13 protein-coding genes are annotated in these 13,409 nt (G+C 32.0%); 1 reads left to right on the top strand and 12 read right to left on the bottom strand.

The window, feature by feature from the left end:
- Window positions 1-243: 243 nt before the first annotated feature.
- The 9 genes from cas4 to LV89_RS23495 are packed head-to-tail and all read right to left on the bottom strand — an operon-like array spanning window position 244 to window position 9,617.
- On the bottom strand, window positions 244-819 hold the full coding sequence (gene cas4, locus LV89_RS23455) for a CRISPR-associated protein Cas4 (protein ID WP_211321266.1): 576 nt from the start codon (window positions 817-819) through the stop codon (window positions 244-246).
- A 2-nt stretch (window positions 820-821) separates the two neighbouring features.
- Window positions 822-1,112 (bottom strand): CRISPR-associated endonuclease Cas2, encoded by a 291-nt coding sequence (cas2, locus tag LV89_RS23460; RefSeq protein WP_109745370.1) that lies wholly within the window; start codon window positions 1,110-1,112, stop codon window positions 822-824.
- 6 nt (window positions 1,113-1,118) lie between these two features.
- Window positions 1,119-2,153, bottom strand: coding sequence for a CRISPR-associated endonuclease Cas1 (cas1, locus tag LV89_RS23465; RefSeq protein WP_109745371.1), 1,035 nt, complete (start codon window positions 2,151-2,153; stop codon window positions 1,119-1,121).
- Window positions 2,154-2,157: 4 nt separating this feature from the next.
- A complete protein-coding gene (locus LV89_RS23470) occupies window positions 2,158-2,832 on the bottom strand; it encodes a CRISPR-associated endonuclease Cas6 (RefSeq protein WP_109745373.1) in 675 nt (224 codons plus the stop codon).
- Window positions 2,829-5,285 carry a CRISPR-associated helicase Cas3' gene (gene cas3 / locus LV89_RS23475; protein ID WP_109745375.1) on the bottom strand — a complete coding sequence of 819 codons (2,457 nt, stop codon included), beginning with the start codon at window positions 5,283-5,285 and terminating at the stop codon, window positions 2,829-2,831. Before cas3 ends, LV89_RS23470 begins: the two co-directional genes overlap by 4 nt.
- Window positions 5,260-5,973, bottom strand: coding sequence for a type I-B CRISPR-associated protein Cas5b (gene cas5b, locus LV89_RS23480; protein WP_109745377.1), 714 nt, complete (start codon window positions 5,971-5,973; stop codon window positions 5,260-5,262). Before cas5b ends, cas3 begins: the two co-directional genes overlap by 26 nt.
- Window positions 5,974-5,982: 9 nt before the next feature.
- The gene (cas7b, locus tag LV89_RS23485) at window positions 5,983-6,846 is read right to left on the bottom strand and encodes a type I-B CRISPR-associated protein Cas7/Csh2 (protein WP_109745379.1); all 864 of its coding nucleotides are present in this window, start codon (window positions 6,844-6,846) and stop codon (window positions 5,983-5,985) included.
- 27 nt (window positions 6,847-6,873) lie between these two features.
- A complete protein-coding gene (locus LV89_RS23490; protein ID WP_109745381.1) occupies window positions 6,874-8,721 on the bottom strand; it encodes a TM1802 family CRISPR-associated protein in 1,848 nt (615 codons plus the stop codon).
- Window positions 8,722-8,777: 56 nt separating this feature from the next.
- Complete coding sequence (locus tag LV89_RS23495) at window positions 8,778-9,617, bottom strand: helix-turn-helix transcriptional regulator (protein ID WP_158279676.1); 840 nt, start codon at window positions 9,615-9,617, stop codon at window positions 8,778-8,780.
- A 594-nt stretch (window positions 9,618-10,211) separates the two neighbouring features.
- Between LV89_RS23495 and LV89_RS23500 the strand changes: the two genes are divergently transcribed.
- The gene (locus LV89_RS23500; protein ID WP_109745385.1) at window positions 10,212-10,487 is read left to right on the top strand and encodes a hypothetical protein; all 276 of its coding nucleotides are present in this window, start codon (window positions 10,212-10,214) and stop codon (window positions 10,485-10,487) included.
- 548 nt (window positions 10,488-11,035) lie between these two features.
- Here the strand turns inward: LV89_RS23500 and LV89_RS23510 are convergent.
- From LV89_RS23510 to LV89_RS25665, 3 genes are all read right to left on the bottom strand, one after another.
- Window positions 11,036-11,620: an O-methyltransferase gene (locus tag LV89_RS23510; protein ID WP_109745389.1), complete on the bottom strand. Its 585-nt coding sequence runs from the start codon at window positions 11,618-11,620 to the stop codon at window positions 11,036-11,038.
- Between the two features lie 394 nt (window positions 11,621-12,014).
- A complete protein-coding gene (locus tag LV89_RS23515) occupies window positions 12,015-12,986 on the bottom strand; it encodes a M23 family metallopeptidase (protein ID WP_109745391.1) in 972 nt (323 codons plus the stop codon).
- 175 nt (window positions 12,987-13,161) lie between these two features.
- Window positions 13,162-13,344: a hypothetical protein gene (locus tag LV89_RS25665; RefSeq protein WP_211321267.1), complete on the bottom strand. Its 183-nt coding sequence runs from the start codon at window positions 13,342-13,344 to the stop codon at window positions 13,162-13,164.
- Between the last annotated feature and the right edge of the window lie 65 nt (window positions 13,345-13,409).

A 13,409-nucleotide genomic window follows, 5' to 3' on the forward strand; every position in this document is an offset into this window, starting at 1 on the left:
GTTTCAATCCATTTGTGCCATCATGTGGCGTTGGAATCCGTCAAGAACATTAAGTTGTTGACTATTAATTATTTGTGTTATTTTCTTTAACCCTCTTTTTTTATAATTACAATATGTCAAAGAGCGTTTTTTCATAACTGTTACAATCTTTTCCGTAAAGGTAAGTTTTTGATTGTTAGTGATTTAAACTTGTTTTTCAAGGATGGTTAAATAAATTAGCCTTCGGAATGACCAAAGCAAGACTTATTTAGTACAAATATTTCGATATGTGCAATTTACACATCTTGACTTATACTTAGTAGCTTTGGGATAGATATTTCCTACAATAATTTTTTCAATCTCTCTGACAGCATATTTTACATCTTCTTTGTCAGAATGTTCTATCTTTACTTCGACCAATTTATGTTGGCTACGAGTATAAACCAGAAATCCTTTCTCAACTTTCTTTCCAAAAGTATCTTCTATCAACCAAGCATAACAAAAGAGTTGAGTGCGGTAAGTTTCATAAATTTTATCTTCATATATCGCAAATTTATAGTCTAATGGAGCCATTGTTCCATCTTCCAAAACTAATACTTCATCTATCACTCCTCTAATCAAATCATTGGTTAAATATTGGTCTAAATGCTTATCGGTTACTCCTATACGTCGGCGAAGATAATTTTTATTCTGTTCTAATTTCTGGTCATGAATCTCTCTGCCCTTAATTACCTTAAAATTCTTTTCTTCAAACTGCGGAATCCCCAAAACATACTCAAAAAAAGTAAATCTGGGACAGTATAAATATTGAATAATATGAGATGGAGTTAGTGTTATCATTATTAAAAGAATAAAGCTCTTATTTCGTCATTGACTAATTTTTTATCAAATGCTTGTCCAAGTAATACAGTTTGTTTTAATTCCGTCTGATTCATAGGAAAAATATAAATTTTGTCAACATCAACATTTATTAATTCTTCTAAACGAAGCGTCAACGTGTCCTTTTCGTTGTTGGTTAACGTTCCAACAAAACACGAAAATTGTACTCTATATAAACCTGCTTGTTTACATATTTTAGAGACTTTCGTTCTATTTTTATCGTTCTCAATGTCATATAATACCCAAATAACCATCGCATTTTAAATTTCAGTTTTGTCAATTGTTAATTTCTGAGGGTCACTATTATTACCCAAAATAGCATTCGCAAAAATATGGCTATCATATTGTATCGCATTTGAACGAGTATGATTTTTTCCTCTATGTCGAATGGTGTCTTCGTCCATAAATTTATTGAATGCTTCTATTAATAGTTTTTTGCCTTCTGCATTGAGTGAAACTCCTTTAGTATGGACATCAGAGTGAGCTTTGTTTACTTTCTTTCCCGAAAATAAACGAAATACTACCTCGTCAACATATATTCTATAAGGTTCAATAAAATCGTAAACCATACTCAACTGATTGTAATCATCTCGGTGCAAAAAGCCCAAGTATGGGTCAATTCCAGCAATGATTAAAGCCTTTTCAATTTTAGAGTATAATACACCGTAACCGTAATTCAGAAAAGCATTAAAAGCATCGTTAGCAGGACGAGACGACCGTCCCTTAAACTGCGATTCAGAAGGTAAAACATAACTCAACGTTTCAAAATATAGTCTCCCTGCTGTACCTTCCAAACCTCTAAGCGTATCTGCAACTTCTGAAGTAGTTTTGCCTTCTTGAAGCGATACTGAAACAATTAGATTTTCAATTTTGGTAATTTTATCATTCAAAAAATCTGCGTGTTGTGGACGATGTTTTTTTAAATCTTTAATGAAATTTAATTGGTTCTCAAGTTTCAGAACCAACCAGACTTTCACCCATCTTAACCCCTCAGGGTTCATACTGGTTTCGAGTTGACACTTTCGTATTTTGGTCGTACTCCCCAATTTGCTATGCCAAACCCGACCAATGGGAGAACCATTTTGTTCCAAAAACACAATATCTACATTATTCATCATGGCAAGTTTGATAGCATCTGTACTAAGCATCGTACCAGTAGTCATAATTATATGAGTAACTTTATGTGCAGAAAAAGGCTTAGTAAATAATGTCCCGTCGTCCTCTTTACGTCTAATTTCAAACATACCATCTTTTACATGAACATAAGTGCCGTATTTGTTGATGTGTAGCTGCATAAATTTATATTTTTATGATTGTTCCATACCCACGAGAAACAGATTTTCCTAAACCAATCAAATTTGGTAATAAAGCATTGCACATAAAACTTCCCTGAAAGCCCATCATTTTATTATCTTTAAAATTGGTTTCACGAGTTTTTTTCAAAGAAAACTTGCACATAATTGGTTCATTTTTTGTCAATTGGCATCCCATTCCATTCAAAAAAGCCAATAGATTGTTTTTCAAGATTCTATTAAAAATTACATCCTGTTCATCGGAAGTAGCCTTGATAAAATCACGATAATTATTCTGATTTAGAGCCATCCAAAGACTCTCAAAGCGATATTCGAACAAAGAATTAGAAAGTCCAATATCCACCACAGAATGGTTAATATTTTTAGCCATTACTTCAAAAAAATGCCCATCAATTTCTAAATGCTTAATTTTCAAGAACAAATCCACTAATAAATCAGCTCCTTCACCCAAACCCACAAGTGTGGGTATATGGTCGAGAACTTTATATTGTACAAGTGTGTAACCCTGACGAAACTCGCCAGTATCTTGGAAATGATTATGTAATAAAATAGAATGTTCCTTAAATAAATTGCCAAAAAAACCTCGTAATTTATGAGCATCACGAGTTTGTAGGCGTATTTCGGGGAAGGTTATTATGGTTTGGGGAAGTTTTATGGTCATAGTATAAAATCTTTATCTTCAACTAATTTATATCCAGTTTCTAAGTCATAATAGTTTTGCCAATCAGCAACATATATTATCCCTTTATCTTGTTGTTTAGATGGTGGAACAAATTTGTTCTTAGGGAAACGAGTAACGTATTGTAATAATGAAGGTTTTATTTTTTTGATTTTTCTTTTTCTTTCAAAATCATCATCTGTTATTTTGAATATTGACATAAACTCATCCCAAACCTTTAAAGATTTATCATCAACAGGCAAAAACACGTTATAATTTCTAAAATCTTCCCCAATCAATTTGAAATTCTTTTCAATATCTTCTAATTTCAAATTTTGAATACATTCTATTAACTTTTGTGAAGCGTTACTATCGTTTGATTTACGCTTTCTAATTTGAGTAGCATATTCCAAATTCAAATCATACAAGGTTGATTCTTGTATAATCTCGTCATGATGTTTCAGTACATCTCTCGAAATTGACAATAATACTTTATCATAAACATACTTACTTTTGCCCAAATCAAATAGTTTAACAGCTCCTTTGCCCTTTAACCCATTTCTATTACATCTACCTGCTGACTGATTAATTGAATCAATGGGAGCAAAGTCACGATACACAATATCTAAATCTATATCAACGCCAGCTTCAACTACCTGTGTAGAAACTACAATTTGATGACCTTTTTGAGTCTTAATTTTTTCGATAACCTCTAATCTTTTGAAAGGCAAAATTGAACTTGACAGGTAAAGCACTTCTTCAAACTCTTGCTTCAATTGTTTATGAATTTCCTGCGATGATTTGATAGTATTGCAAATTATCAGAAATGATTTGTTGATATTGGATTTGATGTCTTCAATTAAGGAATAGCAAAACTCATCAACTGACAAGTGCTTCTCAGAAACTTTTAGTAGGCTTTGATTAATTTCGATTCGTTTAAGATTTTCAAAATACTTTTTAGGATTAGCTAATTCAAGAATTTCATCATTATTATTGAAAATGAATGGTTGTGTAGCCGTTACAAAAACAAACTTAGTTCCAAAATATTCATTCATTTTTTTGAAAACCAATTCAATAACCTCGAAATACTGAGGGGGAATATTTTGGACTTCATCCAAGATAAAAATAGCATTGGTCATATTGTGAAACTTACGAAGTAATCGATTTTTATTCGTAAATATTCCTTCCAAAAACTGAACAAAGGTTGTTACAATAAAATCATGTTCCCAGCCATCAGCCAAATATTCAGGTTCATCTTTACTAAGTTTTTCTTCATCATATTGTTCATTTGGCATAGCCAAATAATGATTTTTTGAAAGCCGAGTTTCTAAATTTCCAATATTAGAACTTTTAAGGATTTTTCTGAAAATGTTTTCATTTTGGTCAATAATAGAGGTAAATGGCAATACATAAATAACTCTTGGCTTGCTTCCGTGTTGCTCATAAAATGCGTTTTGTAGGATAGTTGCCACATTGAAAGCTGAAAAAGTTTTTCCTAAGCCTGTTGGTAGTGTAATTGAGAAAAATGCTTTGGAACTATTTTCAAGAACATTTCTTTGAACCAATTGATAGGCTTCTTCTCTAACAAAGTCTATTGGTTTAGGAGCTTCATTTGAAAAGAGATTCGTTTTATAATCGTTAATGATGTTCAGAGGCAAAAGGGTATTTTCTTGAATGTACCAATCTTTATCAGTTTTCAATAACATCAAATCACCCTTGTCTGCTGAAAGCAATAGGGAAAAAAGATAATGTTGTAAGAAAAAGTATTTTACTTCTTTTCTACTCTCAAATTCTGTTTGGTATTTAACAAATTTTCTACCACTTGATAATTCACTTTTTATCTTTTCCCAATGTTCTTTTGAGGTGATTAACGATTGATTACTTAAAATCTGATTATACGATTCAAAATCTAAAACCTCAATTTGCTTTTCTAAAAACTGAATATCTTTTTGTTGGAGTTGAATTTGTGTCTCCTCATTAGAATAGAAAAAATTTGTCAAATATCCGTGATGTCTTCTAATGATTTTGAGAATAACAAATTTCAAAAATATATCATCGTGTTCAATCTGCTCAATGGCAAAATAACCTCCTATTTTAGCATGATTAGATAAACGGTCATTTTCACCTAAACACTTATTGAAATAAGCACGTCGATTTTCATTGAAAAAAGCAATATATTTTTGAATACCTAATTGACTTTTAAATTCTTGATTATTCTCAGCTTCTATCGTTGCTTTTATGATTTTTGATTGAAAAAAACTGGCTTTCCCAAAATCATGAAAATAGACTAATATTTCCCGAAGTTTATTCAAAAAAGATAGTTCAAAGAAAGTATCTTTTTCAACAAACTTTAAGGATAAAATCTTCTCAGACAGAACATCACAACCAGTTAAATGCTGTTGTAATGTCCTATCTGGATGAGAAATCAATTCAAAATAAGCAGATGTTTTTTCCATCAATTTGGTAATATTCGTTTAATCTAACTTTTATAGGTCTTCCGTTTCGTTCAAGAAGAATATCATCTCTTTCCGTTACATTTCTTTCTATATCCATTTCAATAGCATACATACTTTGTTCAATAATCTGAACTTCGTTTTGTAATAACCCTTCTCTATCAAATTCTATAAAATGCTGCCTTCTCAATACAGAATCCAGAGAGATGCTCTCATTTGAGTCTATTTTTTTAGCCTCAAACTCTCCAATCAATTCAAAATTTGAAGTTAAAAATGCTAAACCCAGACATGGAGTATAAACGGAATGGTGTTTCTCCAAAGCGAGTTTAAGTTTATTATACACTTCATTGTTTTGATGCGAAAAATAAATTCTATATCGTGGCTGATGCACAAACTCCATCATAGTGGGTTTGGGGGGGCTACCTTCTTTTTTACGACCTAATTCAGCTTTTAAATTGATACCTAATCTTTGAAAACGAAGTGTGTTTTGTATGCCTATTCCTATAAGGCATTGTTTGTTTTCAAAGTATTTGAGGTATTCATTCTTGTCTTTCTCCAAACCCAAAATAGCTCCTACATAACCATAGATAGAAGTTTTGGGCGGAATAGCATAAGTCAAAGCAGAAGTAGTAGCGTAGATTTTTTTGAAGTGTGCATAATCACCCCAAATATCAAAAACTAATACCTTCATTTTCGAGTATTATTTAGTGTGAATAGCTTCGCTTAACTCAATTCTGTCGTCTTGAATGACACTTATAGAAATGATTTTATCATCATATTTTTTGAGTGCTTCGTTTAGACTTTTGATATCTAAAAAATAGTCAGAAATGTCTTCTAATGACTCCATCGTTTTACCATCTTTCAAAACCATACTCAATCTTTGGCATAAATCACCAATAAAAAAGCTATCTTTATAATCAATTTTTACCAACAAACGTGGCATATGTCCTTTCTTTGAGCGAGTTAAAAGCCCTTTCGTTCCATTCCAAATTGCTTCTGTAAGTTCTGCAATGTCCTTATTAGTCGTGCCAGATTTTTTGGCTGCATTTTCATTGATTGTACCGTGAAACGCAATTAAACCGTAGGTAATATTGTATTCTTCTCTGAATGTTTTTTGTTCTGCTCCTTCCTTGGTAGCAAAAGCCCCTGTCCCCTTAATGAAATTATCTTTATAGATATTATTTAAAGAATACCCCATTGAAAACTGAACAGGTCCAGTTAGTTGGAAATTCTTCCCTTTTACAGCAGAAACTCCCCCAAATAATCTTACATCAATAAATTTTGATTTAAATTCCTTTTCATCTGCATATACACCTGAACGTTGTTCACCTGTAACAGCTTCTGTTCTAATAAAAATATCTCCTTTACCACCTGCTTCTCCATTATAACCTTTGTCGAAAAGGTAGTCTCTAATAGTTCTTTTTAAACGCACGTCTGTAACTAAACATCTGTTGGTGGCTTCGTCGAGACGTGGGCGGTTTGAATCAAGTGGGTCGCCGTTGGGGTTGCAACGCACTACGTCATAGATAAATAAAATTTCACTGCGGTTTGTAATCTCTGCCATGATAAATGATAGTTTAAGTGTTTTGAATTATTTTGATTTTTTTGCTTCAATTCTGTCAAGCATTCTACTCTTCAAAGATTCTTTTTGAATCGTTAAGCCTAATGAAAAAGCATAAGATGTTTCTACATTGTTTTGGGCTGGCTTTATATTTATAAAAGCCTTATCGAAAGCTGTTAAAAGTTCAAGGGCAGCGTTATAATCACCATATAATTTGTCTGCTTTCTCATATTCATCTAACTTTTGTAATAGTTTAGGCTTTATTTCCATCATTTCACGATAACCGATGTTTAAGTTATTTAGCTTGTGAGCAAATGGGCGACTTCTTAAATGGCTTTCCTGGGCATTTAATAAAATCTCTGTTGCACATCCTAAATAAAAAGCTGCTTCTTTCGCTGGGTTATCCTTAAAAAAGGATTCGTGATTGTTTACAAACTCCTCTGCGACAAAACTCAGAGTTTGTTTTTCTTGTGTTTCCATATTACCAAAAATTTGAAGGTTTTGTAAATACTGATGGATGACAAATGAACGCTTTACATTCAGAGCAAATGCGTAGGCATCATTCGATAGGTTTTTAAAATCGGTTCTAAGTAATTCCATAAAAACAGCTAATATTTTGTATTCAGTTATCACTGTTTTATAGAAAATAGCTTCCATCACTTGAAAAAATAAAGGCTCTGGGAAGTATTTTTTCATATCAAAAAAAGTAAGATTGAAAGCAAATTCTGCTTTTTTGGTTACAACTTTTGTGATACGATTATAATACTCAGAAATTGACTTTTTTGAATCTAAAATGTTCCCGAACCTTGAAGGTAAAAGGTCTGATAGGTGTAGTTTTATAGAAAATTGAGCTTGTTTTTCTTCGTAAAAAAAGATATCATAGTAAACACTGTTATGATGCAGTTTTTCCTCTGAAATAATCTCATTAAAAATCCCCTCACTATTAATGATAGAATTAATTTGATTTTCAGAATACGTTGTGTTTCCACTTTGTCTTTTCTGAATAAATGTTTCTACAATTTCTTTCTTCAAATCATTATCATTGATAGCGATGAATCTTGGAAGTACATAAAATCGGAGGTTCTGAAAGCCATAAGATAAACCATTAGACAATGCTCTTTGGGTTCCTTCTAAGGTTTTTACAACTTCGGGTGAAACAGGAAACATTTTGTAAGAATTTTTGGCATCAAATCCATTTCTCGAAAACGAAATATCATTTACTGTAAACCCGAGCGTATCAACTCGCCCCCAAACTTCATCAGATTGTTGGTAGGTTACAGAACATATTTTATCATTTGATTTGTATGAATCGCCTTTGCTATTGAAATACTTATTATAAGCCTCTTCTTCAAGGATATTCCGTATTTTCTGAACTTCACCAATCCATTTATCGTCAATCTTGATAGTGAAAAGGTAGTTTTTTTTCTCAGGACACGTTTGCTCAATGAATGATTGAAAGTGAGTATCAAGAAATGATATGACTTCTTCTTTGGAAAAGAAGATTTTGTAAATTGAAAGATTAGCATCTAAGCAACGCCCAAGCTTATCCAAAAACTTAACAATCGACTCTCTGAGAATCTGACGATTTTTCTCCAAGTTTTCAGGTTTATCGCCCACAGGAAGATTATAAAAATGTAGCGTTGGAACTAAACTTGTAGAACGAGAAGAAGCTAACTCTCGAAACAAATATTTTTCTTTCCAAGATTTACGATAATCCTCAATAGAAAGTTTTTGAGGTTTTCCATTGGCAATTTCCAAAAAAATAACGCTTTCATTTTCGTTTTTTTCTGGATAAGGCGAACCGCTTATTTCAAAAAAATGCTTCATAGCATCAATTTGTTTAAGTTGCTCTCCAAATTGATAAATTGTTTTTATCATAGTTATATATTTTTTCAAATTTAATCCACTACTTGTGTCATCTGATGGTACAAAATCTAAAACTCTCCACCAATCTTCAACCGTTCATTCAAATAATTTCTAAGTCCTTCATCGTCAATTACTTTCAATTCGCCAATCAAACCCAAACACCACCTGCCAATACCTGCATAGTTTTGTACATCTAATTTCAATTCATAAGGAAAATCGTTCAGCTCTTTATGCTTGCTTAGATATACTCTCGCTGAAGGATATTCTTCATAAAATAGTTGGAAAGCTCTTTTACTTAAATACAAATGAATAGATATAGATTCTGTCGAAGAACAACCGAAAACATCCACATTCATTGCTTTTCTAATTCCTGTTTTCTTGTCATACTGAATCTCAACATCAGTAATACGTTTTACTTTATACGTTTTTTCTTTTCCTGTCTCAATCGCAGAGAGTGTTGAATAGTCCAAACTCAATTTTAAAGGAGTTACGAATCTATCCTTGATTTCTTCAGTATTTAATGAATGATAATTAATTAGTTTGACAGAACATTCTGAATTTATAGCTACTTGAAGTTTCTGAACGATAGTGCCTAAATGTTTATCTTTCAGTTCGTCTGACTGTGGAGCGATATATGAAGAAGCAGATAGTTTTTTGAGAATACTTAATTTTAGAGGAGTGCTATTAGAAATAGACGCTATACATTCATGTAGTAGTCCCGTTTCTTCTTCTGTGAATGTAGTTTTAGGGGTAGCTTCAAAAATAAAATATTTATTATTTTTTTTGTCAACGAAATATCCTAATTCTTCTAATAATTCAAGGTCTCGATAAATTGTTTGTCTTCCTACGTTAAACAATTTTGCAAGACTTATTACTGAATATTTAGGTTCATGTAATAGTTGTAGCAATTTGAATACCCTTTTTATTTGATTTACTTCAGAACTTTTATCAGTAGTCATAAGTGTGTTCGTGTAAATATTAATGTGTCGAAGTTACTTGTTTTTCTACATCTAAAACTACCGTTAAATAATATTTACTTTAATGAAATACCTAAGTTGAGCAAAAAGGTGTTTTGAACTAATCTTCAAAAAGAGAAAATGGCAAGTCCAAAATCTGAATCGACAGAAACAGCGGAATCAATGAACCAAGGTCGGATTTAATGATTTGGCAGAATCAGAAACAATAGTAGAATCAAAATTAAAAACAGAATCATTGAGCCGACTTCAGATTCCATGATTTATCAGAACAAAGAATCAAAATCTTCGCAACAATCTAATCTGCTTGCAAATTCCCACAAATATTAATTTCTATATTACATTTAAAGTATATCTATGAAATACCTCTTCGGAATCCCTTGATAATCAGCAGGGAACAGCTTTATTAATCTTCTGATAATCAGAGGAAAACCTACGGTAAACTTATATAAACTACCGTCCCAAATTAATGTAAAAAAATTTCATCATACTTTGTTATTCAGAAAGATGAATTCAGAATAACAAAGTATGATGAAAATATCAACTTCAGTAGCCACAAAGCATAAAATGAGTAAAACTATCTTGGGAAAAATGCCTAACTCTTTATTTTTAGTAAGTTTCAGTGGGAAGCCAATTTGGGAGTCTCTTAATAATCAGCGGGAAACCTACGGGAAACCACAACAAATTTCTGGAAACCGATTTAGTAACCACTTGATAATTAGCGGTAAACCGATGGTGTCCCAAAATACCTTTGGCTCAACATTATATTTGAGTAGGTCTCCTAATGGAATTTCCACTACTTGAGTTTTTATCTCAGACGTTTCTCGAAAATGTCCTGAGAATTGAACACCCTACAAACGCATCCGTCTTAAAACTTGACCTAATCAATAATGATTTGAGTTCATTTTTCAAGGTATCCCGATGGAATACCTTCGGGATACCAAATCAGGTATTCCTTGATAATCAGAGGAATACGTGTGGTATCCCGTTGGTATCCCGATTAATTACTCAGTCCAATCAAACGTCCGTTTAATTGGACAATTCTCCAAAATCAAAAAGTGGACTTTAGTGTTAATGAATTGGTATATATTTATTGTATATTATTCTAAGTATATTTAATATGTATATAGTTGAACAACTATATACCGAAAAGTTTGTTGACTATTGTAATAACTCATCTTGGCATTATTAATACCTTGGCTTATTCTTTGTTTCTGATTCGACATTTTAATTTTCGATTTTATTACCTTTAAAATCTTCACTATTGTTGTATAATGTTCTTTATTTACGTGAATAAGAGCAAATATTTTTGACACACTTAGAAATATTTTATCTTCTTGAAAAGCCAATTTTTACTGCTTTGTTACAAGTAAAATCCCTGCACCAATATTTGCTGTTGAAACTATATAATCTTTATCATTTCCGATTAACGCAACAAACTCTTTTACATCGTTTTGGTGGGATATAACATTATCAACTATCAATAAACTTCCCTTTTTGTTGAGCAGTTTTTTTAGATAAATCCAATATTCTACATAATGTTTTCTTTCTGCATCCAAAAATATGATGTCATAAATAGGTGTGGCTTGTACTAAAAAGTCTTTTGCATCCATTGTAAGTAGTTCAACATTATCAATTAGTTTGAAATTGGTCAAATAATTTCTTGCTAATTCTGTTCTGTGTTCTTCTATTTCAATAGAAGTTAGTTTTCCCTTTGAGTTGTTCAAAGCGTCGGCAAACCATAAAGTTGAAAAACCATTTGATGTTCCTAATTCCAATACATTTTTACTTTGTTGTGTTCTTATAATGATTGAGATAAACTCTGCTGATTCAGGTTCAAGATTTCTCCACTTTTCTAATCTGTTCTCTTTCTGGTTATCTTCTTCTTTCAGTTGCTTATAGAGTTGAAGAATTTCTTGTTTAATTTGTTGTTCCATTTTGCTTTGAGATTACTGTTAATGTATTGGTACTTAAAATTAAGGATTTTGAAATATGCTTAATGGTAAATCCAACATTAAAATCGAAACAATCAGAATCCTTAGAATATTTAGGTAGATATAGGCACATAAAGTTTGAAACCCTCTGAAGCCCTAAAAACAAAAAAAGCAGGCGATAACCTGCTCTTCCAAATATCTTCAAGTCGAACGAGAAACTATAAAAGAAACTAACTAAGCCGTCCGCTCCAGAGATTAAGTTCAAGACTAAGCGTCCCTCATGGTTTCATGGTTTGGCTTTCAGCCACCACGAATGCTCATATCTTTGAATTGTAAATATTTTCATAGTTTTATTAAAAAAAAGGAGTACGGAAATAACCTTAGTTATTGGCTGTAGTTATTTTTTCTCGTTGCTTATGCTCTCTTTTTGAATTGGTGAATAATCTGTTTTGGTCTGTCCGTTTACTTGTAATTTGTCAAAGTAACATTTTACTCCTGTCGCTGAATTCATATCTTCAACATTTTGGATGTGAAAATGTAAATGAGGTTCTGATGAATTGCCTGAATTTCCACAAAGCCCAAGTAGTTGCCCTTGTTTTATTTTTTGTCCTTGCTTAACTACAATTGAATGTTGTTTAAAGTGAGCAAAAAACAAATATTCGTTGTTCTGTGTCTTTATAATAACTGTGTTGCCTGGAACGTAAACGGGGTTTAAAACTCCTGGCACATTGTCTTTAACTCCATCAACTACCAAAACAACTTCTCCATCGCAAGGTGCAATGAGGTCTTTTCCAAAAGCATAATAATCTTCATTGGCTTTTCCGTTTGATTTATATGAATTTCCTTTGGTGTCAGTTATCACAATATCAAAGGCATTTTTTTGAGCTTCACTTTCAACGTGATAATTTAATTCTTTTGTGTCGCCACCCCAAATTACAGTCCATTCATCCTTAAATGGCAAAATTAGTTTTGTTGTGTTACGAACCAATTTAGGCAAATTACTTTCTTTAAAAGGTTTTACAAATAGTCCATTAATTTTTGAGTTATTGTCAACAGAAATATTAACTGCAAATAATGCTCTTTCAAAATTTGTCTTGTATGATGCGTAAGTCTGTTCGTATTTTACAAATTGTCTTTTGGTAATTTTTCCTGCTTGTGTTTTCAGTCCTGCTAAAAATTCCTTTGTTTTATCAAGTGGTAAAGCGTTTTGCATTTCAGTTGAAAAACTTGAAAATATTGCGTCAAAATTGTCTGCATTATAATTCACCTCAAAACTGTCTGCAACAGATTTGTTAGCTATTTTTTCTGTCTGCCCAAATGCAAAGTTCATAAAAGTTGTCAAGAGGATTGTTATTAAATATTTTTTCATTCTTTTTGAATTTTGTGAGGTTTTGTATAATTACAGCCAACGGTTTGCAGCTACCCGAAGGGCGGGACTTTTACCACAAAACTTGATTTGAAAAACTAATGTTTGATTACCCACAAAACTTTCTTTGGAACACGAAACCCCGCCTTTTGGGTAGGTGCTGTTATGCGGTCGTTTTTTATTCTTTCTTTTCTTCTGGGTGATATTTATAATAGTCAGGTCGCTCTGTCTGTTTCCAAACAAATTTGTAACCTGTCTCCATTACTTCAAGGTCAAAAGGTCGTTTTACATAGAATAAATTGTCTGAGTTACTTGCAATTAAAGATGCTCCACTAATGACAAGTCCGGCTAAGACCCACATTATAATTGTCACAATTTTGTTTGGGTTAATTTTTGTCCAAAAACGGTTAATGCAAAAAAACACTA

Source organism: Arcicella aurantiaca (genome assembly GCF_003148625.1).
Classification (GTDB): domain Bacteria; phylum Bacteroidota; class Bacteroidia; order Cytophagales; family Spirosomataceae; genus Arcicella; species Arcicella aurantiaca.